Source organism: Flavobacterium sp. GW821-FHT11G01 (genome assembly GCF_058808175.1).
Genome location: NZ_JBXARK010000008.1, coordinates 231,395 through 251,666, shown reverse-complemented (window position 1 = coordinate 251,666; position 20,272 = coordinate 231,395). Strand labels below are relative to the sequence as shown.

The following is a 20,272-nucleotide window of genomic DNA, read 5'->3' as shown; positions in this document are numbered from 1 at the left end:
TCACAGTCTCATTATTCAGCTAAAATTTGAAGTCTGAAGATGATGTAAAATAAAAAAGTCCGAAAAAATATTTTTCGGACTTTTTTATTTACACGAACTGATCACTAAAAACTAAAAACTGAACACTGAATACTTAATCTAAGGACTCAGTCAATTTCTTAAATACTGTCTTAGCATCTTTTCCTTCGTATAAAACAGCATAAACAGCGTCTATAATTGGCGTTTTAGCACCGTAACCCTGATTTAGTTTGTAAGCACTTTTAGTGGCGTAATAACCTTCTGCAACCATGCTCATTTCCATCATCGCACTTTTTACGGTATAACCTTTACCGATCATATTTCCGAACATTCTGTTTCTGGAGAAAACGGAATATCCTGTAACCAATAAATCGCCTAAATAAGCCGAATCATTGATGTTGCGTTTCATTTTATGAACCTTTCTGATGAATTTTTTCATTTCACGGATTCCGTTACTCATCATAACCGATTGAAAATTATCTCCATAACCTAAACCGTGCGCAATTCCGGCTGCGATGGCATAAATGTTTTTAAGCATTGCTGCATATTCGGTACCGATAATATCATCTGAAATTTTCGCTTTGATATAATTTCCTGAAAGTGATTTTGCAACAATACACGCTTTGTCAGGATCTCCGCAGGCAATTGTTAAATAGGAAAGTCTTTCTAAGGCTACTTCTTCAGCGTGACAAGGACCTGTAATAACTCCAATATTGTAATATGGAATGTCGTATTGAATATGGAAATGTTCTCCCACAATTAAACTTGTTTCAGGAACAATTCCTTTAATTGCTGAGAAAATGATTTTATCAGACAAAGAAACAGTCATGTTTTTCAATTCCGCATCTAAAAAAGCAGAAGGAATAGCAAAAATTACATAATCTGCATATTCGATTGCTTCGTTGATATTGTTAGTCAATTTAAGTTTCGTGGTGTCAAATTCTACCGAACTTAAATAGTTAGGATTGTGTTTGTATTTTTGAATGTGCTCTATTGCAGCGTCATTACGCATATACCATGCAATTTCGGAAAGATTCACACACAACATTTTTGCAATTGCCGTTGCCCAACTACCTCCTCCAATTACTGCAAATTTTAAATTTTGGCTCATTATTTTAATAATTTAAAGCAAAAGTACTTAATAAAGTAGTAATAATACAAAATCTCAATTAAGAAATTTAAAAAGGTCCTTTAAATGCAAGGGTTTTCAGTGGATTTAAAAAAAATAATATTTTTTTTCTAAAGTGTGTACAATAAAGTATAAACTATTACGTTATAAGTATTTATAAATTAGAATTTTAATGAGTTTAGCAAAAAACGAGTTAGTTAGTTTTGTTTTAGTATTTTAAAAGGCGCTCTTAACAGTTTAAGAACGCCTTTTTTGGTTTTACAATTTTTGCAATTTATTTCTTAGTAACTCATTTCAACAATAGATTTCACTTTGTCTAAAGTCACCAGTTGATTTTCGCCTAAACCTTTCCAGTTTCTTTCATCGAAACGTTTTACAATAAAATCAGCGGTTTCATTATAATCGTCTGTATATTGTGAGAGTTTGGTATCCATTCCCATTGTATGGAAAAATTCGACTGTTTTATTGATGGCTTCTTTAGCAACATCTTCATCAGAACCGCTTAAGTTGAAGATTCTTCTTCCGTATTGCGCTAATTTTCCTTTTTTAGTATCAAACATCACATTGTATAAATTTGGGCCAATAATAGCCAAAGTTCTGGCGTGATCAATACCATATAAAGCGGTTAATTCATGTCCGATCATATGTGTCGCCCAATCTGAAGGAACGCCTTTCTGAATTAATCCGTTTAAGGCCATAGTACAACTCCACATAAAGTTGGAAGCCAAAGCATAATCACCCGGATTTTCAACAACTTTAGGTCCAACTTCAATTAGAGTTTGCAAAATTCCTTCTGCAATTCTGTCTTGTAAAAAACCTTCATGCGGATACGTTAAATATTGCTCCATTACGTGTGTATAAGCATCAACAACTCCATTTTGTAATTGTCTTTTTGGTAAAGAGACAATCACGGTTGGATCGCAGATTGAAAATTTTGGGAACAATGCGCTACCGCCAAAAGCTAGTTTTTCCTGAGTTGCCGCAATAGTAACAACAGAACCGGAATTCATTTCACTTCCTGTTGCCGGTAAAGTCAAAACGGTTCCAAATGGGACTGCGTTTTCTTTAATCAATATTCGTTTTTGTAAAATGTCTATCGGATTTCCATCAAAATTTACGGCTGCCGAAATAAATTTTACACCGTCAATTACAGATCCGCCACCAACAGCCAGAATAAAATCAATATTTTCGGCTTTGATAATTTCAACAGCTTTCATCAAAGTTTCAAAATGTGGGTTGGGTTCTATTCCGCCAAATTCTACAATATCAAAACCTTTTAGGTTGTTGATTACTTGTTCGTGAACGCCATTTTTAAAAATACTTCCACCACCATAAGCCAATAATATTTTAGCGCCTTTTGGAACTAAAGTCGAAAGTTTTTCAATTTGTCCTTTTCCGAAGATTAAATTCGTCGGATTGTATAATTCAAAGTTTAGCATTTTTTTTATTTTTAAGGTTCTGAAGTGCTAAGGTTCTGAGGTTCTAAGTTTTTTTAGCCTTAGCAACTTAGTATCTTAGAACCTTAGAGCCTTTTTTTATTTTAATTTCTCTAATAATTTTCCAGCTACCAATTTAGATGATGCTGGATTTTGTCCGGTAATTAAAAGTCCGTCTTCAACCGCATAAGGTTGCCAGTTTGGTCCTTTTGAAAAAATCCCTCCATTTGATGCTAAGGCATCTTCCAGTAAGAATGGAACAACTTTAGTTAAGCCAACTGCTTCCTCTTCTTCATTTGTAAAACCGGTTATTTTTTTGCCTTTTACTAAATAATCACCGTTTACTTTTACATTTTTCAAAACTGCAGGAGCGTGACAAACAAAAGCAACAGGTTTTTTATGGGAGTAAAATGATTCGATTAAGTCAATTGAGTTTTGATCTTCAACTAAATCCCAAAGCGGACCATGGCCTCCAGGATAAAATACGGCATCGTAATCTTTTTGATTTACAGTCGAAAGTTTTAAAGTGTGTTTTAGTTTTTCCTGTAAAGCTTTATCGGCATCAAAACGTTTGGTGTCTTCTGTAGCAGAAGCCGGATCAGCACTTTTTGGATCAATTGGCGGTTGCCCTCCAAGTGGAGAAGCAATTGTAATTTCTACTCCCTGATCTAATAATTCGTAATACGGTGCAGCAAGTTCTTCTGACCAAAATCCGGTTTTTTCTCCTGTGTTGCCCAGTTTATCGTTACTGGTCACAACAAATAATACTTTTTTCATACCTTTTTTATTTGATTTTTGTGCAGTGGCTGTTATACTACTGACAGTGAATGCTATAATTGCGAGTAATGCTATTTTTTTCATAGTTTTAAATTTTCATCAAATTTACGGCTTAAGTGATATTAGTAAAAATAAAATAAACTATGTTTGTAATAAATATATTTATATCATGGTAAATCTAGAATGGTACAGAACCTTTAAGTCGGTTTATAAAAACGGTAATTTTTCAGTCGCTGCAAAAGAGTTGTTTATTAGTCAACCAGCAGTAAGTCAGCAGATATCAATGCTAGAAGCGCATGTAGGTTATAAATTATTCAATCGGAAGTCAAAAGGGGTTGAAGCAACCGAATACGCTAAGTTACTCAATAATTTAATTATTGACGCACTCGACAGATTAGAAAATGTTGAAAGCGGTTTTAGAGCTAAAGCGGAAGATTCTAAACGATTAATTTCGGTAGGCGTTTCCAAAGATTTGTTTAATAGTTTTGGAAGCACTTTAATTTCCAAATTTGATTTAATCGATTTTACTTTCGCTGAAGATGATGTTCTTTTTTCTCTGATCGATGCTAAGAAACTTGATTTTGCGGTTGTAACTAAAAAGTTTGATACGTTTGACACGATTTATGAAATCATCGGAAAAATTAAATTAGTAGTTGTCGGATCAACAAATTTAGATGTAACTGATTTTCGTCAAAAACTAAAATCAGATAATGCTACAGAAATAGAGCAGTGGCTCAACGATCAAAAATGGTACAGTCATGATGCCCGAATTCCGCATGTGAAATTATTTTGGCTACATGCTTTCAATAAAAAAAGACCAGCAATAGTACCTAATTATATCATTCCGTCAGAATCTGAGATGTTGGAAATGTTATCCAGAAATACTGGAATTGCCATAACATGGAATTGTAATTCAAGAAAATATATTAAAGAGAATAAATTGCAATTGCTGTGGAATAGTTTTCACGTTCCGGAGGAATATGTGTATTTATTGAGTGCTAAAAACAATAATCTAAATTCGTTCTTCGAAACTATTTCTAAAGAGTTAAAGTTATTTTTTGGAAATAGGATGTAGTCGTTTTTTTATACGAAAATTCTTTTTTTTTGGCCTTTTGATTTTTAATTTTTCAATATCTTTGACTAATATACGTAAAATCAAATAGTTATGAAAAAGATTGTAATGATTTCAACCGTTATTATTGTATTTTTTGTGGGGTTTTCTTGCAGTAAAAATGAAGCCAAAAATGAAGTAGATTGTTTTGGAGATTCTATTCTCACAGAGCTTAAACATTCTGTAGATGGTACAAATTCTAAAATAATTAATTATTCGATCCAATATGGTGGTTCTAATACCGTAACCTCTGTAAAATGGACTTTTGGTGATGGAACTCCGGCTCAAACTGTGAGTGGTGCAACAGGATCTGTATCACACACTTATACTACAGCTGGTACATTTGAAGTTAAGGCCGATGTCACTTTTTCTAAAAGTGGCGGCAGTTGTACTGTAAGTCCTAAGAAAAATGTTACGGTTAATTAATTTAAAATAAAAGAGCCTGATTGTAATTTCAACAATCAGGCTCTTTTTATTTCTTATAAAAATTATTGTGATCAATATATTCCCAAACCTTTGGAGGTAAAAGTGGTTGGATGTTTTTACCTTTTTTAATATTATTTCTAATAAAAGTTGAAGAAATTTCTACAACTGGCGCATCTATAATATGAACTTTTGGATGTGATTTTAGTTCGATATTTTCTGGTTCTTCAGAAATGCGAGGATAAACATAGATTTCATAATGATCTAAAATCACTTGGTAATTTTTCCATTTATGAAGTGTTTTCAAATTGTCTTCGCCCATAATCAATGAAAATTCATTATTTGGATATTTCTCCTGCAAATGAACCAAAGTATTCACTGTGTAATTCGGCTGAGGCAATTTAAACTCGATATCTGAAGGTTTTATTTTCGGATAATCTTCTGTTGCCAGATAAACCATTTCAAGCCGTTGATGATCGTCTAATAAAGTCGCTTTCTTTTTTAGCGGATTATGAGGCGTAACCACCATCCAAACCTGATCTAAATCGGCAAATTCAGCCATGTGATTGGCAATAATCAAATGACCAACATGAATGGGATTATACGTTCCGAAATAAAGGCCTATTTTCATATCTGAAGTAACTAGTAATTAGTTAAAAGTGATTAGTCTTTTAGTGTCTTAGAAAAAGCGTTAATCATTTTTGATTCTTCTTCAATTTGATTTAAAATTTCTTCGTAAAGAGTTTGGCTAGTTATAAAACCAAGATCATTTGCAATTAGTAATTGAGTTTCAATTTCGAACAATGACCCTCTGGAAATATTTAAAAAATGACTAAAAGATTTATCTGTATTTCTACCATAACCTTCTGCTATATTTGATGGAATCGACACAGAAGCTCTTTTTAATTGACTAGTTAAAGCAAATAATTCTTCTTTAGGGAATGATTTTACTAACTGATAAATCAGAGAGACAATTTTAATTCCTTTCTGCCAAATCAATAAATCTTTATAAGATCTTATTTCACTCATTTTTATACTAATTACTAATTACTCTTCACTAATTACTATTTAGAAACAAAATCTTTAACCAATTGATAAGCTTCTTCTTTAGCAGTATCTAAATCGTAGTTTTTAATAATCGTATCAAATTGTGGCGCAGTTGCCAATTCTACAGAAGCTTTTGCGATTCGCATATTGATTTTGTCATCACTTTCGGTTGAACGTTGTTTTAAGCGACGTTTTAGTTCATCAACACTTGGTGGCTTTACGAAAACGGCTAAAGTTTGTTCCGGGAATTTGTGTTTGATCCGTAATCCGCCGGCAACATCAATATCAAAAATCACATTTTTTCCTAAAGCCCAGATTCGCTCAATTTCTGCTTTTAATGTACCGTAAAAGTTGTCACGATATACTTCTTCCCATTCCAGGAAATCTTCTGCTTTAATGTGTTTTTTGAATTGCTCTAACGAAATAAAATAATAATCTTTTCCGTGTTCTTCTTCTCCGCGTGGGTCGCGTGAAGCCGCTGAGATCGAAAATTCTAAATTTAAATCTTCTTTCCCAAGTAAGTGTCTTACTATAGTTGTTTTTCCTGATCCTGACGGTGCTGAAAAAACAATTAATTTTCCTTTATTCATTATTGTTATGCTTTAAGCTTTAGGCTTTAGGCCTTAGGCTTTAATTTGATTTCGTTTTTAGCTTATTGCCTATAGCTTAAAGCTTACAGCATTTTTACAAAACATTCAAAACCTGTTCCTTAATCTTCTCCAATTCATCTTTCATCATCACAACCAATTTCTGCATTTGAGCATGATTTGATTTTGAACCCATCGTATTAATTTCACGACCCATTTCCTGAGTAATAAAACCTAATTTACGACCATTAGCTTCAGTTCCTTTAATGGTTTCTAAGAAATAATCTAAGTGATTTGTTAGGCGTACTTTTTCTTCTGTAATATCAAGTTTTTCCAGATAATAAATCAATTCTTGTTCGAAACGATTTTCATCAACATTCACTTTCAATTCAGAAATCGCAGTTTGCAAACGATCTTTGATGGCCTGAACACGTTCCGGATCAAGTGCCAAAGCGTCGTTCATGTATTGACGGATATTTCCAATTCGAAGATTGAATTCTTTTTCAAGCGATTCGCCTTCGTCTTTTCTAAAACTTAAGATGTTTTGTAAAGCTTCCTCAATGATAACCTGAATCTGATCCCAATCGTTTTCATCGATTTCTTCGCGCTCTGTTTTTAGGGTATCTGGCATACGAACGGCCATTTTCATTAGTTCCGTTTCATCTGCATCAGGGTAAACTTCTCTAAGTTGTGCGATGTAATTTTTTACAACAGGAACATTTACTTTCGTCGAAGTTTGTTCAGAAGTACTTTCAATGTAAATTCCGAAATCAATTTTTCCTCTTTCCAATTTTGTAGAGATTTGCGTTCGTAATCCTAGTTCCATCTCGCGATAAAGAGAAGGCATTCTTACATTTAAATCTAAACCTTTGCTATTTAAGGATTTTACTTCGACTGTAATTTTTTTTGTAGGCAATTGCAAAGAAGCTTTGCCAAACCCTGTCATAGATTGTATCATATAATTGAGTATAAAGGCGCAAAGATAATTAAAAGTTTGCTGTGTTTTGTTGTAATTGAGTAAACTGTGAACTGTGAAATGTTGTAAGGGTCTTTTCGCTACGAATTTTACAAATAAATAAGAAGTTTTTCAGTTTTAAAAATATAATTTGGGCGTGACCGTCCCGAGATAAGAAGGCAAATATACTTTGCGTAAATACGCCTTCTTATCTCGGGACGGTCGGGCTATCCACGCTACTTCGGTAGCTAGCTCCTATCCCTCACGCGGGTAACCGTAATGAAATTTCGTAACATTTAAATTATACGATTTAATTTAACTCAAGGCTTTCATTACCTGCAATGTGACAGGTTGAGTATTGCCAATATAAATTTTCTCATCGATAATAAAAACCGGACGACTTATAAAAGTATAATGTTCCAAAATATATTTCTTATAATCAACTTCTGTCAGTGCTTTATCTTTTAAATTCATCGACTTGTATAATTGTGCTTTTTTGCTGAATAAAGCCTCATAACTTCCTGCAAGTTTATGCATTTCTTCCAGTTCAGCTTCTGTAATCGGATTTTGTTTAATATCGTGAAAAACCAAGTTGTTATCTTTCGGTAAACTTTTAATGATTTTACGGCAAGTGTCGCAAGAGGCTAAATAATATATTTTGTTCATGATTTTTAAATTTAGTGACTACAAAGAAAATTCATTTGAAACTGAAAAATGCCTAATTTTAGAAAAAAAATTATAATTATGAATTCAGTTTTTGAAGTGCAAAAAACCATTAGAGAAATTCTTTTGAAATTATTAGACAGTCATTCATTAGAACAGCTAAACAAAATCCCAACAGGATTTGGTAATAATTTAATTTGGAATATAGCACATTGTGTGTCTACACAACAAATTTTAGTCTATAAATTATCAGGTTTGCCAATGATGGTTTCTGAAGATTTTATAAATAAATACAAAAAAGGAACCAGGCCGGAAGGTGATGTTTCGCAAGCAGAAGTAGATGAAATCAGAACGTTGCTTTCAACAACCTTAGAGCAGGTTCAGAAAGATTTTGACAATGAGATTTTTCAAAATTATACCGAATATACCACTAGTATGGGTTACACATTAAAAAATATCAATGGAGCTTTAGAATTCAATAATTACCACGAAGGCATTCATACCGGAATAATAATGAGCATTAGAAAGTTTGTGTAAAAAGAAATCCCGCTCTAAAGCGGGATTTTTTTATTCTACTATAGTCTCAATAGTGACTTTTAATGCGCCATAGCCTCTGCTTCCGCTAATGTCCATAAAAGCTCTTTTTGAGAGGTCTAATTCACGTGTTTTTACAAACGGACCTCTGTCTGTCACTTTCACAATAACAAACTTTCCATTTGCTTCATTTGTGACTTTAATTTTGGTTCCAAAAGGAAGTTTTTTGTGTGCAGCAGTGTATTTGCTGTTGTTAAATCTGCTTCCGTCAGCTGTTTTTTTACCATTAAATCGGTCCGCATAGTAGGAGGCGTGTGCCGCTTTTTTGTATGGTTTTAATTTTAAGTTTTTGTCAGTAAAAACAGAATCGTTTACTGGGAGTGCCTGATTTTTTGTTCCTGTTTTTAACGTGTCCTGAACAATTTTAGGCTCTGTTGGCCTGACTTGCTGACTCATGACGTAAGTAACGCAACTTAAAAAAGTTATAGTAAATGCGCTGAGTAAAATGTTTTTTTTAATTCTCATGGGTTATTCTTTTTCAGACTTGGGGAGTTTGTACAAATAATATGCCGAGATAAAAAAAGCCCTATTTTTAGGGCTTTAATTGGTTTTTTAGAACCATAGGTTCCACGGGATTCTACTTAATATAAGTAATAATCCTAATCCGTAAAAAATAGCAAATGTTTTAAACTTAGCTTCGCTATTAATTAATTTTTTATGTTTTGACCATCCAATAGTGATTAGGATAATAGCTATGATGTTAATTAAAGGGTGCTCTAATGATGTTAAACGAAGTTCAGCATTAGACATTTCTCCAAAAGCTGCTTTTCCAAGCGGAGATACAAAATAAAGAATCAAACCAATCAATAATTGCGTGTGTGTTCCAATTAAGGCAAATAGGGCAATCTTGCGGTCTTTGGCTGTAAAATCTTTTTTAGAAGTTAATCCGATAATGGCATTTACAACGGCAATTAATAAAAGTAATAATGCCAGATAAGCCCATCCAGAATGGAATTTTTGTAGAAAATAATACATAAAACAGTTTTTTTGTTCAAAACAAATATAACAAAAAAGGCTATAAAAAAACGGCATCAAACTTAAAAGTCGATGCCGTTTATGATATTTATTTAGATTCTAAATATTAGAAATCGTAACGTAGTCCAAAGTTCCACGTTCTACCAAATCCAAAGTATACTTGGTTTGTTGTAGCTAAACCTCTGTATGTTGGAACAGTTGGCACGTCAGCAGCAAATATGTTTGTTTTTGCCTCTGCGATGTAAACTGTATCAAAAACGTTGTTTACGTTTAATCTGAAACCAACTGAATTGCTTTTAGTTTTTCCAACTAACCATTTGTATGATAAACCAGCATCAACTAAACCAAATGAAGGTAATTCTAAAGATCCTCTGTTATCTTCTTTTGTAAAGTTTCCTGGAGAAATTGCAGCATATAATTTGTCAGTATAGTTGTAGTTTGCATCTACGCTAAAACGAGGCAATATTTCGTATGTTGCTCCTAAAGCAGCAGTTAATTGCGCAGCATCACCAACTTTTACACCATCAAGGAAAAGAATAGTAGTTGTTCCTCCGCCAATTGGATTGTTTGCAGAATCGTAACGGTTACTTGTACTTGTTCCTTCATATTTCCAGTCTCCAATAGAGAACATTCCAGTAATGTTAAGTTTATCTGTAACTCTTGCTCTACCATCAAATTCTAAACCTGAGTGAATTTCAGTAATTCCTGAGAAGTCATAATATCCTCCAGGATTTGATGTGTCATTATCATTAGATCTTTGGTATCTGTCTTTCCATGATGTACGGTAAACGTTTACGTTTGCAGTAAAGATTCTAGAACGGAAACCGTAACCAGCTTCTAATCCAAAGATTTTCTCGTTAGTTAAGTTACCATTAACTAATGAAGCGTTGTTTGGATAAACTGCATTAAAGAATGGTTGTTTTGAGTAATAACCAGTATTAAAGTAAACATTATGGTTTTCATTAATATTGTAGTTAGCACCACCTTTTACGTTACCACCAAGAATGTTTTCGTAATCTGTGCTTGACAATGGATTTGAAGATAAATATTTAAAATAATCAACTCTTTTAAATCCTTGTTGAGAAAGTGCTCCTTGTACAAAAACAGTTAAGTTGTCGTTAGAGTACTCTAATTGTGTAAAACCTCCATACCATCTTACATCTCCATCATTATAGAAGTTGATTTTTTGCTCATCATCTGTGCTTTTGAAAACGTTCCAGGCTGGGTAAGTAGAATAAGTTTCAGTTAATATTCTGTTAGGATTATTAACATCAAAGTTGTCAGCGAATGCATCTCCACCTAATAAGTTATTTACGTTTTGGTAGTGAATACCTTTGTAGCCTCTAACATCGATACCAAGATCCCAAGTTAAGTGATCAGTAAATTTTTTGTTAAAGTTAACGATTGCTCCATACCAGTTGTGTGAGTTAACTGATGAAATTTGAGAAATACCGTTTGTTGCATTGTTTCCGGTAAGCGCAGTATTTTGGTATAGACCACTTGTACCAGTAGTTGCACGAGTAGAAGCAATTCCATTAATATTTACTGTTTGGCCTGAGTTGTAAGCAACAATTTTGTCATAATCAATTAAACCATCTGCAGTTCTAAAAGCACTATTAACATAGTTTAAGCCTTTAATAAAACCTGCTCCTCTTGAACCTCCTCCACGTCCGAAAGAAACGTAACCTACAGTAGATAATTTTGAAGTTTCATTGATTTGGTAATCATAGTTTAATGAAATAACTGGCTTGTGGTAGTAATTTCTTACCATGTTAAATTCTTTTCCATCTTTATATCCCCAGTCTGAGTTATATTTGATGTTTGGATCAGTAGCTGTACCGTATTGTTGATACTGAGCAATAGTGATGAACGTTGATCTTTGATCATGCCATTGTGGAGCACCAGTTACAGTAAGCTGGAAATCGTGTTTGTTGTTTTTTGTAGCATAACCAAGACCAATATAGTAATTGTCTCCGCTAAATTTTGTTGCATCTACGTAACCATCACCCTGAGTGTGGCTATATAATACAGATGCAGAGAAGCCGCTGTCTAATTTTCCTGTGTTGTAAGCAACGTTTGTTTTGAAGAAATTGTCATTACCAAAAGAAGTACCTATTGTACCACCTTGTTTCAAGTCAGATGCTTTAGTTACGTAGTTCATCGTTCCTCCAACAGAAGCAATTGCTAATTTTGAAGAACCTAAACCTCTTTGTACTTGAATTGCAGATGTAACATCTGATAAACCAGACCAGTTACTCCAGTAAACAGATCCATTTTCCATATCGTTAACCGGCATACCGTTAACCATTACGGCAATATTATTTTGGCTAAATCCACGAATAGTGATTCTTGAATCTCCATAACCACCACCTGATTTACTAACATATACTGAAGGTGTGCTTTTTAAAATTTCAGGAAGCTCTTGGTTTCCTAATTTTTCCTGAATTTCAGCAGCTCTAATTGTAGAAACTGCAACAGGAGTTTTTCTGTCTTTTGCAATATCTACTGTAGTACTTTTTACTACAATTTCGCTTAGTTCGTTTGAGTTAGAAGCTAAAGCGATTGTACCTAAATTAACAGTAGCGCCATTAGATACTGAAAATTTTACAGTTTGGTTTTGATAACCTAAAAAAGAAATAACGATTTCTCCTGTACTACTTGTTGCATTAAGAGTAAATTTTCCGTCAAAATCTGTAGAAGTAGCTGTTGTAGAGCCTTTAATTACTACGTTTGCTCCCGGCAAAGAACCTGAACCATCGGTAATTGTACCAGTAATTTTTCCCTGAGAAAATGCGGTTGAAACTATCATGAACAATAGTCCAGTGAGTAACCAATTTTTCATTGTCTTCATTTGTTATTTAGTTTATTGTTTTTGGCAAAATTATAACAAATAACTCAGATAGTGTTATCAAAATGTTAAGAAAAACAAGTTTTATCTATTGTGTTGCGCATTAAAATGATTTTTTCTTTTTTCATTAAATAAAATAATGATTTTTTGAATTTCGGCACTTGTTTTTTGTTAAAATCATATTAATGTGAACAGTGCTGTAGGTGTAAACTTGCAATAGTATGCCCTTTGTATGCTTTATATGACTTCTTTATACGAAAAAACGCCTTAATTTGTGTTAAATCAAGGCGTTTCAGTTTGTTATGAAAAAGTCTTAAAAGACTCCTCTATTTGTTTTTCAAAAAATGATTCAACAAAAATGAAGTTGAACTATCGTGACTTTTTACTGTTTTTGAGTTTATTTCATCTAAAATTGAATTGGCCAATTGTTTTCCTAATTCAACTCCCCATTGATCGAAGCTAAAAATGTTCCAAATAACACCCTGAACAAAAATCTTGTGTTCGTATAAAGCAATTAACGAACCTAAAGATTTAGGTGTTAATTTTTGAATCAAAATGGTATTGGTTGGTTTGTTTCCTGTAAAAACTTTAAATGGTAATAAATAAGATGCTTTTTCTGCAGAAAGTCCTTGTTTGTCAAATTCAGCCTGAACTTGTGCCGGAGTTTTTCCGTTTAATAAAGCTTCTGTCTGAGCAAAAAAGTTTGACATTAATTTATCGTGATGGTCTTCGTTTCCGTATAAGGGTTTTACGAATCCAATAAAATCAGTCGGAATTATTTTTGTTCCCTGATGAATTAACTGAAAAAAGGCGTGTTGCGAATTCGTTCCCGGTTCTCCCCAGATAATTGTTCCGGTTTGATAATTAACCGGTTTTCCGTCACGACCAACGCTTTTTCCGTTGCTTTCCATTGTTGCTTGTTGCAAGTAAGGAGCTAATTTTGATAAATACTGTGTGTACGGAATCAAAGCTTCACTTTCGGCACCAAAGAAATTATTGTACCAAACGCTTAACAAAGCTAAAATTACCGGAATATTTTCGTCTAATTCTGTAGATTTGAAATGTTCATCCATTTCATTGGCTCCTTTCAATAATTCATTATAATTATCAAAACCAACTGCTAAAGCAATGCTTAAGCCAACCGCACTCCATAATGAAAATCGTCCTCCAACCCAATCCCACATCGGGAAAACGTTGTTTGGATTAATTCCGAATTCTGTTACTTTTTGAATATTGGTTGAAACAGCAACAAAATGCTTTGCAATATCTTCCTGAGAACCCGATTTCAAAAACCATTCTTTGATCGTTTCAGAATTTGATAGCGTTTCCTGAGTAGTAAATGTTTTAGAAACAATAAGGAAAAGTGTTGTTTCAGGATTTAATTTTTTGATTATTTCATTTACGTGATCACCGTCGACATTTGAAACAAAATGCGTTTTCAGGTGATTTTTATAAAATTGTAAAGCTTCAACAGCCATTACCGGACCAAGATCAGAACCTCCAATACCAATATTTACAATATCAGTAAAAGCTTTTCCTGTAAAACCTTTTCTTTCTCCCGAAATAATTTCGTTTGTAAAGTTTCTGATTTTATTCTTTACTTCATAAACTTCCGGAATTACATTTTCGCCGTCTACTTTTATTACTGACGATTCCGGCGCACGCAAAGCAGTATGCAAAACGGCTCTGTTTTCAGTTTGGTTAATGATTTCTCCACCAAAATATTGAGAGATAGCATTTTTTAATCCAATTGAATTTGCCAATTCTAATAATAAAGAAATAGTTTCCTGGCTAATATTATTTTTAGAATAATCAACTAAAAAATCATTCCATTGTAAATTGAATTTTTCAACACGAGCATTATCTTGTTGAAACAATTCTTGTATCGTAGTTTCGTGAATTGCATTATAGTGGTTTTGCAGATTTTTCCACGCTTCAGTCCCGGTTGGGTTTGTTGTGTTTAAAGCCATTTTTTATTTTAATTGAGAAAGTGGTTATAAGTGGTTTTTAAAACACAAAAATACTGAAATTACTTGTAATTGCTCAAAGCTTTGCAATTATATAACAATTAGTTACGAAAACGTTTGATGTTGTTTTCGTTTAATAGTGTTTGAGGTTCTTTAGCTTTAGTTAGGGATGGGAAATTCGAAATGAGGTAAAGTTTTAAGAAATATCGTTAGATTAAAGAATTTAAGATTTAGTTATTCGGCAATGTTTTTCTGATTTAATATTACCAAATCTTCCACCATGGTTTTGTATTAATTTCGATTTTTTTCTCCGCTTTATTGATTTCAATTATTTTTGGTTCTTCAGCTTTTATAGTAGAATCATCAAAAAATAATTCACCATTATCAGTCATTCCAATTGGAGATTTTGTTCTTTCTTTCCAATTCTCTGTTTGTAATTCAGGAATTAAAGCCGAATTGATTTTGCTAATAAATTTTTGTCTCGCTTTTTCAGTGATTTCTTCTTCCAGATTTGAAGTTGAATTTTTAAAAAGAGGAAGAGAGTTTCCGGGAATATTTAAAAGAAAAATCTGCGTTTTATTTCCGATTGTATGGATGTCTAATACTTTGAAAAAGGAATTATCGTCTAAAAGAGCATGACCGTTTTTGACTGAATCAGGATTAAATTTAGATAGATCTCTGGCATCAGAACTTGCAATTAAATACCTGCAATTTCCTAAAAGACCTCCTCCGATAAAACTCATATCGGTAAAACCTTTTTCTTTTAATATTTGTCCAATTTTATATTTTGATAGTAAATCCTCAGGAAGATCGGTGTCCCTGTAAAATAGTTTTAAATCTGAAAAAGTTTCATCAAGAATGTCTTTAATGCGTTTGTTTTCCATCTTTTTCTATTTAATAATAAAGGTCCTTACAAGTTTCCAATACTGTCCAATTCTCTTTTCAAAGGTTCAATTTGTTTTGCAAAACGAGTTTTGTCATTTCCGGTTAAAGATTCTCCAGTTGGCAAATTCAATCGAAGTGCATCAACCTGAACTCCATTTTTCCAGAAACGGTAACAAACGTGTGGTCCTGAAGCTAGACCAGTACTTCCAACTAAACCAATCGTTTGGCCTTGTGTTACACGCTGTCCGCGACGAACTAAAATTCTGGACATATGTAAATATTGAGTAGAGTAGGTTCCGTTGTGTTTTACTTTAACAAAATTTCCGTTTCCTGCAGTATAACCCGTCGCTTCTACAATTCCGGAAGCAGTTGTCGAAATTGGTGTTCCGGTTGGAGCGGCATAATCTGTTCCTTTATGCGCTTTCCACGTATGTTGAACCGGATGAAACCTGTTCATGGTAAATCGTGAAGTAATTCGGCTGAATTTAATTGGCGTTTTTAAGAAAAAGTTTTTAAGCGTTCTTCCCTGATCGTCGTAATATTCAATTTTCCCCGAAAGGGTATCTTTTTCAAACGGGAAAGCATAAACGATTTTTCCTTTGTATTCAAAAAAGGCAGCTTCAAGATCTTCAACGCCATCGTATGTTTTACCATTAATAAAACGTTCGGTAAAAATTAAACCGTAACGATCTCCTTTTTTAAGTTTAAAGAAGTCGATTGACCATGAAAAAACTTTGGTAATTTTGCTAGCCAAAGCTGTTTCTACACTCGCATTTCCTAAAGTTTCAGATAATGAACTTTTTAAAACGCCACCTATTATTTTACGTTTAAAAGTAACAGGTTTTATTTTTTTGTAAGCTTTTGCAATACTATCTCTTAAGTCAACAACATAATATGTTAATGCGTCCGGCTGATAAATAAAAACTTGTAATTTGTTAGTTTTATTTTTAGCACGAAGAAGTGTGTAAGGTTTGTTATATCGAATTGATCTAACATTAAAAGAATCTTTTACCTGTTCGACAATATCGTAAACTTGTTTATCCCCAATATTTTGATTTTGGATGATTGATCCAAAGGAATCTCCTTTTGATATGGTATCATTAACAACATTGAAGTCGGCGTAATTAAAACCAAATTCTACCTTTTTAGTTTTTGGTTTGGTAATTTTAGTTTCAACTTTTTCATCAGTTTTATTGCATGAAAATATTGATAATAAAACGATTATAATTACGAATGCTTTTTTCAAACTTTTAATTTTTTTTGGGAAATTAAATGGTTTCTTCATTTCCCCAATTGGACAATTCATCTTCGGTCCACAATTTAGGAAAAAAGATGCGTCTTTGGTATTTTGGATGCATATATTTTTGCCAGTCACTTCCACCAGTAGCTTCTCCATTACCTTTACCGCTTTCCAAAATATACTTTCTCGCAGTGTTCAAGTGCTGCATAACCCAGGTAATATTAACGGTTTTGTCATAATGACGCATTGCGTTTATTAATTCTTCGTTTTGCTGATCTTTTTCTGGTAATTGAGTAAATTTTTGCCAAATATTTTTAGTCTTAAAAGTAGACATTTGTCTTAAAAACTGAATTTTATATTTGTTTTCGAATTCCTGAAGTAAATATGATTTTTCTCCTGTTTGGTAATCTTTACCAGCTGCTTGCCAGTACAAATGTTCAAAACTAGTTTCTAAGTCCGTATTTTCGTCAAAGTTTGCTTTGTATCTGCGGTCTGTTAAATTGATTACATCAGTAGAAGCAAATTCAATCAATCTGTATTGTGCACTCTGAAAACCGCTTGCAGGAGTAAGTGTATTTCTGAATTTCATGTATTGATCTACATCCATTCCGTTCTCCATAATACTGAACGAATTGGTTAGCATATCAAAATAACGGGTGATTCTTGATAATCTTTCGCTGAAAAAATCAACCTGAATATTTTCGGTATTGGCAATCTGATCAATTTCCCACAAAATCATCTTGAAAATTAATTCATTTACCTGATGATACATGATGAAAACCATTTCGTCAGGAAGCGTGGTACGTTGTGTTTGTAAACTTAAAAGGGCGTCAGTTTGGATATAATCCCAATATGTAATTGGTTTTGACCAAAGTAAACCTTCAAGCTGTACGTCTGTTTTTTGATTTATAGCTTGAAATTTAAGGTCAATTTCGTTTAAGATTGATTCTGAATGATCAGTAAGGTTCATTATTTTTTTGCTTTAAATGGATTTTTTAATCCTTTATATTCATCAAGATCGGCTTTAAGTGATCCTACCGCAAGATCGGCTTTAATTCTAATGGGAACTTTGTTGTCGTCGTCTGTTATCCAGAGTGTTACGCTCTCTTTTTCTTTGAAAACTCTTCCTGTTTGTACCAGTGGTTTAAATACCATTGTAGAAACGGTTCCAAATTTAGTTGTAATATCCTGACGGCCTATATATTTTAACTTAAATTTTGTGATTTCTTCGTCAAAAAACATATCTATCGTAATGGCTTCTCCTGATTTCAGCTTGTCAATGTTTGGATGATTTCTTAAGTAATAAAAAGAAGAAATAATATCCTGAACATTATCCGTTGTAATTATGGTTTTCTCAGACTTTCGTTTGTAATCTTTTACTAAAACCCGATTTTCTGCCTGATTAAAAAAACCTTCCTGATTTTTAGTGTAGCCTCCTTCATCAATTTTTCGAACATATCTATAAGGACTACCGGTTTCTTTGTCGAAATAACTTTCGTATAAATCTTCTACTTTAAAAAAGAATTTTGACATCCCGGTTGTATAACCTTTACCCACCGCGTGATGAACTTTTTTGTTATTTATTGTGGCATCTTTAATTTCGAGTGTGGCATAACCGGCGTTGACAATTCCGTAATGGATTCTGAATTTGAAGTATTCGCCCGTCCCGAAAGCATCTTCTTTTTGAGTATCAAAAGAGAGGGAAGTGAGAATTAATATGATGAGAACTAGCTTTTTCATAGTACAATCTTTACATTTCATTATAAAGGTAATTAAATGCAAATTCTATTCCAAATGTACCAAAACAAAAAAACTCAGTCAAGGAATGACTGAGTTTTTATGCTATTAACTAACCAAAAAACTATAAATTATGAAATTTATATCAATTCAGAAGGAAACCACCCCTTCTTGATTTGCGAGTGCAAAGATATATAGAAAGTTCAAAAAAGAAATAGCAAAAGGCAAGTTTAACATAATATTTGCATAAAAATCAACGTTTTACAGAGAATTTTTCTACATAATGTAAAAATATTGCGTTTTTACAAAGTTCCTCTCAATTCCTGTTCTCTCTCAATCGACTCGAAAAGGGCTTTAAAGTTCCCTGCACCAAACCCTTTTGCACCCATTCTTTGAATAATTTCGAAGAAAAGCGTTGGTCTGTCCTGAACTGGCTTGGTAAATATTTGTAATAAGTAACCATCTTCATCGGCGTCAACCATGATGGCAAGTTTTTCAATTTCGTTTAAATCTTCTTTCATCATATCCATGTGAACGCCTAATCTTTCAGGGATTGCCTGGTAATAAGTATGCGGCGGAGCAGATAAAAACTCAACACCTCTTGCTTTAAGTTGCGATACGGTTTTGATAATGTCATCCGTAGCAATAGCAATATGTTGAATTCCAGGGCCTCCATAAAAATCCAAATATTCTTCAATTTGAGATTTTTTCTTTCCTTCTGCTGGTTCGTTGATTGGGAATTTAATTCTTCCGTTTCCGTTCGACATTACTTTACTCATCAAAGCCGAATATTCAGTGTTGATTTGTTTGTCATCAAAAGAAAGGAAATTCACGAATCCCATAACGTCTTCGTAGAATTTTACCCATGTATTCATTTCGTTCCATCCTACATTTCCAACCATATGGTCAATGTATTTTAATCCGGTTGGTTCTGGATTATAGTCTGATTTCCATTCTTTATAGCCTGGTAAGAAAACACCATTGTAGTTTTTTCTCTCCACAAAAATATGAACGGTTTCTCCATAGGTGTAAATTCCGGAACGAACGACTTCACCAAATTCATCTGATTCTACAGTTGGTTCCATAAAAGAGCGAGCGCCACGTTTTATGGTTTCTTCATAAGCACTTCTGGCATCTTCAACCCAAAGAGCAGCCACTTTAACACCGTCTCCATGTTTTTGAAGATGTGCATGAATTGGCGAATCCTGTGTTAAAGGCGTAGTCAAAACAATTCTGATTTTGTCTTGTTTCAAAACATAAGATGCTTTGTCTTTTACTCCGGTTTCTAATCCGGCGTAAGCCAATGACTGATATCCAAAAGCAGTTTTATAATAATGTGCCGATTGTTTTGCATTTCCTACGTAGAATTCTACATAATCTGTTCCTAATAGTGGAAGGAAATCTTGTGCTCCTTCAAAGATTTTTTCTAATCCGTATTCTACTGATTTAATTTCTTTGCTCATGATAATTAGATAATTTGATAATGAGAAAATGAGATAATTTTTGAAATGTAGATAATTAAAATAATTTTCTAATTGACACATTTTCTAATTTTCTAATTCCTCTTTGATGTTGATATTATTTTGTTTAAAATTTTTAAAATTTCTGATAATTCATTTAATAAGTCTTTGCAATCTGGATAAGCTTTATGCGCGTCACACAAAAACAACCAATATTCTGTTTCATCTGCCTCTTTGATTGCAATTTTTAGTTTATGATAAAATCTGCTTTGCTTTCTGCATTTTGTGATTCTTTTGAATTCGCTCCAATTGATGTTCCGCTTTTTAATAATTGATTAGCGATTACAAATTTCTTTTGATCTTGAAGTTCGGTCGTGTAGTCTATAATTTTTAATGCGAAATTGAAAGTTTTATTAAAAG

Annotated in this window: 20 protein-coding genes and 1 pseudogene; 3 read left to right on the top strand and 18 right to left on the bottom strand. The window is 33.1% G+C overall.

Annotated features, from left to right (window positions below):
- Nucleotides 1-133 precede the first annotated feature (133 nt).
- The 3 genes from AC1RRN_RS15820 to AC1RRN_RS15810 form a co-directional block, all read right to left on the bottom strand.
- Entirely contained in the window at nucleotides 134-1,129 is a 996-nt protein-coding gene (locus tag AC1RRN_RS15820) for an NAD(P)H-dependent glycerol-3-phosphate dehydrogenase (protein WP_492968217.1), read from the bottom strand.
- A 299-nt stretch (nucleotides 1,130-1,428) separates the two neighbouring features.
- On the bottom strand, nucleotides 1,429-2,586 hold the full coding sequence (locus tag AC1RRN_RS15815) for an iron-containing alcohol dehydrogenase (protein ID WP_492968216.1): 1,158 nt from the start codon (nucleotides 2,584-2,586) through the stop codon (nucleotides 1,429-1,431).
- A 96-nt stretch (nucleotides 2,587-2,682) separates the two neighbouring features.
- Complete coding sequence (locus tag AC1RRN_RS15810; RefSeq protein ID WP_492968215.1) at nucleotides 2,683-3,444, bottom strand: type 1 glutamine amidotransferase domain-containing protein; 762 nt, start codon at nucleotides 3,442-3,444, stop codon at nucleotides 2,683-2,685.
- Between the two features lie 85 nt (nucleotides 3,445-3,529).
- Between AC1RRN_RS15810 and AC1RRN_RS15805 the strand changes: the two genes are divergently transcribed.
- Together AC1RRN_RS15805 and AC1RRN_RS15800 are read left to right on the top strand one after the other, a co-directional pair.
- A complete protein-coding gene (locus AC1RRN_RS15805; RefSeq protein WP_492968214.1) occupies nucleotides 3,530-4,435 on the top strand; it encodes a LysR family transcriptional regulator in 906 nt (301 codons plus the stop codon).
- Nucleotides 4,436-4,525: 90 nt separating this feature from the next.
- Complete coding sequence (locus AC1RRN_RS15800) at nucleotides 4,526-4,897, top strand: PKD domain-containing protein (RefSeq protein WP_492968213.1); 372 nt, start codon at nucleotides 4,526-4,528, stop codon at nucleotides 4,895-4,897.
- A gap of 46 nt (nucleotides 4,898-4,943) precedes the next feature.
- Here the strand turns inward: AC1RRN_RS15800 and nadD are convergent, their stop codons facing one another.
- From nadD to AC1RRN_RS15775, 5 genes are all read right to left on the bottom strand, one after another.
- Nucleotides 4,944-5,525 carry a nicotinate (nicotinamide) nucleotide adenylyltransferase gene (nadD, locus tag AC1RRN_RS15795; RefSeq protein WP_492968212.1) on the bottom strand — a complete coding sequence of 194 codons (582 nt, stop codon included), beginning with the start codon at nucleotides 5,523-5,525 and terminating at the stop codon, nucleotides 4,944-4,946.
- A 32-nt stretch (nucleotides 5,526-5,557) separates the two neighbouring features.
- Entirely contained in the window at nucleotides 5,558-5,923 is a 366-nt protein-coding gene (locus AC1RRN_RS15790; protein WP_492968211.1) for a four helix bundle protein, read from the bottom strand.
- Between the two features lie 35 nt (nucleotides 5,924-5,958).
- Nucleotides 5,959-6,531 (bottom strand): guanylate kinase, encoded by a 573-nt coding sequence (gene gmk / locus AC1RRN_RS15785; RefSeq protein ID WP_072969820.1) that lies wholly within the window; start codon nucleotides 6,529-6,531, stop codon nucleotides 5,959-5,961.
- A gap of 94 nt (nucleotides 6,532-6,625) precedes the next feature.
- Entirely contained in the window at nucleotides 6,626-7,486 is an 861-nt protein-coding gene (locus AC1RRN_RS15780; RefSeq protein WP_492968210.1) for a YicC/YloC family endoribonuclease, read from the bottom strand.
- A gap of 312 nt (nucleotides 7,487-7,798) precedes the next feature.
- The gene (locus AC1RRN_RS15775) at nucleotides 7,799-8,149 is read right to left on the bottom strand and encodes an arsenate reductase family protein (protein WP_492968209.1); all 351 of its coding nucleotides are present in this window, start codon (nucleotides 8,147-8,149) and stop codon (nucleotides 7,799-7,801) included.
- A gap of 78 nt (nucleotides 8,150-8,227) precedes the next feature.
- On the opposite strand from AC1RRN_RS15775, the gene AC1RRN_RS15770 reads away from it, so the two are divergent.
- The gene (locus tag AC1RRN_RS15770) at nucleotides 8,228-8,683 is read left to right on the top strand and encodes a DinB family protein (protein ID WP_492968208.1); all 456 of its coding nucleotides are present in this window, start codon (nucleotides 8,228-8,230) and stop codon (nucleotides 8,681-8,683) included.
- Nucleotides 8,684-8,713: 30 nt separating this feature from the next.
- Here AC1RRN_RS15770 and AC1RRN_RS15765 read toward each other — a convergent pair whose 3' ends face one another.
- From AC1RRN_RS15765 to AC1RRN_RS15720, 10 genes and pseudogenes are all read right to left on the bottom strand, one after another.
- Nucleotides 8,714-9,205, bottom strand: coding sequence for a septal ring lytic transglycosylase RlpA family protein (locus tag AC1RRN_RS15765; protein ID WP_492968207.1), 492 nt, complete (start codon nucleotides 9,203-9,205; stop codon nucleotides 8,714-8,716).
- An 87-nt stretch (nucleotides 9,206-9,292) separates the two neighbouring features.
- A complete protein-coding gene (locus AC1RRN_RS15760; RefSeq protein ID WP_492968206.1) occupies nucleotides 9,293-9,715 on the bottom strand; it encodes a hypothetical protein in 423 nt (140 codons plus the stop codon).
- 106 nt (nucleotides 9,716-9,821) lie between these two features.
- A complete protein-coding gene (locus AC1RRN_RS15755) occupies nucleotides 9,822-12,566 on the bottom strand; it encodes a TonB-dependent receptor (protein WP_492968205.1) in 2,745 nt (914 codons plus the stop codon).
- A 323-nt stretch (nucleotides 12,567-12,889) separates the two neighbouring features.
- Nucleotides 12,890-14,533, bottom strand: a complete 1,644-nt coding sequence (gene pgi / locus AC1RRN_RS15750) for a glucose-6-phosphate isomerase (protein ID WP_492968204.1) — start codon at nucleotides 14,531-14,533, stop codon at nucleotides 12,890-12,892.
- 260 nt (nucleotides 14,534-14,793) lie between these two features.
- Nucleotides 14,794-15,414 carry a hypothetical protein gene (locus tag AC1RRN_RS15745; RefSeq protein ID WP_492968203.1) on the bottom strand — a complete coding sequence of 207 codons (621 nt, stop codon included), beginning with the start codon at nucleotides 15,412-15,414 and terminating at the stop codon, nucleotides 14,794-14,796.
- Between the two features lie 26 nt (nucleotides 15,415-15,440).
- On the bottom strand, nucleotides 15,441-16,661 hold the full coding sequence (locus AC1RRN_RS15740; RefSeq protein ID WP_492968202.1) for a M23 family metallopeptidase: 1,221 nt from the start codon (nucleotides 16,659-16,661) through the stop codon (nucleotides 15,441-15,443).
- A gap of 22 nt (nucleotides 16,662-16,683) precedes the next feature.
- Nucleotides 16,684-17,625 carry a tryptophan 2,3-dioxygenase family protein gene (locus tag AC1RRN_RS15735; RefSeq protein ID WP_492968201.1) on the bottom strand — a complete coding sequence of 314 codons (942 nt, stop codon included), beginning with the start codon at nucleotides 17,623-17,625 and terminating at the stop codon, nucleotides 16,684-16,686.
- Complete coding sequence (locus AC1RRN_RS15730; RefSeq protein WP_492968200.1) at nucleotides 17,625-18,395, bottom strand: DUF3108 domain-containing protein; 771 nt, start codon at nucleotides 18,393-18,395, stop codon at nucleotides 17,625-17,627. Before AC1RRN_RS15730 ends, AC1RRN_RS15735 begins: the two co-directional genes overlap by 1 nt.
- Nucleotides 18,396-18,694: 299 nt before the next feature.
- The gene (hppD, locus tag AC1RRN_RS15725) at nucleotides 18,695-19,855 is read right to left on the bottom strand and encodes a 4-hydroxyphenylpyruvate dioxygenase (RefSeq protein WP_492968199.1); all 1,161 of its coding nucleotides are present in this window, start codon (nucleotides 19,853-19,855) and stop codon (nucleotides 18,695-18,697) included.
- 164 nt (nucleotides 19,856-20,019) lie between these two features.
- Nucleotides 20,020-20,237, bottom strand: a pseudogene (locus tag AC1RRN_RS15720) (four helix bundle protein); the annotation flags it as partial.
- Nucleotides 20,238-20,272: the final 35 nt, after the last annotated feature.

What these genes read in the sequence shown, in the direction of transcription:
- AC1RRN_RS15820 (WP_492968217.1), bottom strand. Translation starts at nt 1,129, where the DNA reads ATGAGCCAAAATTTAAAATTTGCAGTAATTGGAGGAGGTAGTTGGGCA.
- AC1RRN_RS15815 (WP_492968216.1), bottom strand. Translation starts at nt 2,586, where the DNA reads ATGCTAAACTTTGAATTATACAATCCGACGAATTTAATCTTCGGAAAA.
- AC1RRN_RS15810 (WP_492968215.1), bottom strand. Translation starts at nt 3,444, where the DNA reads ATGAAAAAAATAGCATTACTCGCAATTATAGCATTCACTGTCAGTAGT.
- AC1RRN_RS15805 (WP_492968214.1), top strand. Translation starts at nt 3,530, where the DNA reads ATGGTAAATCTAGAATGGTACAGAACCTTTAAGTCGGTTTATAAAAAC.
- AC1RRN_RS15800 (WP_492968213.1), top strand. Translation starts at nt 4,526, where the DNA reads ATGAAAAAGATTGTAATGATTTCAACCGTTATTATTGTATTTTTTGTG.
- nadD (WP_492968212.1), bottom strand. Translation starts at nt 5,525, where the DNA reads ATGAAAATAGGCCTTTATTTCGGAACGTATAATCCCATTCATGTTGGT.
- AC1RRN_RS15790 (WP_492968211.1), bottom strand. Translation starts at nt 5,923, where the DNA reads ATGAGTGAAATAAGATCTTATAAAGATTTATTGATTTGGCAGAAAGGA.
- gmk (WP_072969820.1), bottom strand. Translation starts at nt 6,531, where the DNA reads ATGAATAAAGGAAAATTAATTGTTTTTTCAGCACCGTCAGGATCAGGA.
- AC1RRN_RS15780 (WP_492968210.1), bottom strand. Translation starts at nt 7,486, where the DNA reads ATGATACAATCTATGACAGGGTTTGGCAAAGCTTCTTTGCAATTGCCT.
- AC1RRN_RS15775 (WP_492968209.1), bottom strand. Translation starts at nt 8,149, where the DNA reads ATGAACAAAATATATTATTTAGCCTCTTGCGACACTTGCCGTAAAATC.
- AC1RRN_RS15770 (WP_492968208.1), top strand. Translation starts at nt 8,228, where the DNA reads ATGAATTCAGTTTTTGAAGTGCAAAAAACCATTAGAGAAATTCTTTTG.
- AC1RRN_RS15765 (WP_492968207.1), bottom strand. Translation starts at nt 9,205, where the DNA reads ATGAGAATTAAAAAAAACATTTTACTCAGCGCATTTACTATAACTTTT.
- AC1RRN_RS15760 (WP_492968206.1), bottom strand. Translation starts at nt 9,715, where the DNA reads ATGTATTATTTTCTACAAAAATTCCATTCTGGATGGGCTTATCTGGCA.
- AC1RRN_RS15755 (WP_492968205.1), bottom strand. Translation starts at nt 12,566, where the DNA reads ATGAAGACAATGAAAAATTGGTTACTCACTGGACTATTGTTCATGATA.
- pgi (WP_492968204.1), bottom strand. Translation starts at nt 14,533, where the DNA reads ATGGCTTTAAACACAACAAACCCAACCGGGACTGAAGCGTGGAAAAAT.
- AC1RRN_RS15745 (WP_492968203.1), bottom strand. Translation starts at nt 15,414, where the DNA reads ATGGAAAACAAACGCATTAAAGACATTCTTGATGAAACTTTTTCAGAT.
- AC1RRN_RS15735 (WP_492968201.1), bottom strand. Translation starts at nt 17,625, where the DNA reads ATGAACCTTACTGATCATTCAGAATCAATCTTAAACGAAATTGACCTT.
- AC1RRN_RS15730 (WP_492968200.1), bottom strand. Translation starts at nt 18,395, where the DNA reads ATGAAAAAGCTAGTTCTCATCATATTAATTCTCACTTCCCTCTCTTTT.
- hppD (WP_492968199.1), bottom strand. Translation starts at nt 19,855, where the DNA reads ATGAGCAAAGAAATTAAATCAGTAGAATACGGATTAGAAAAAATCTTT.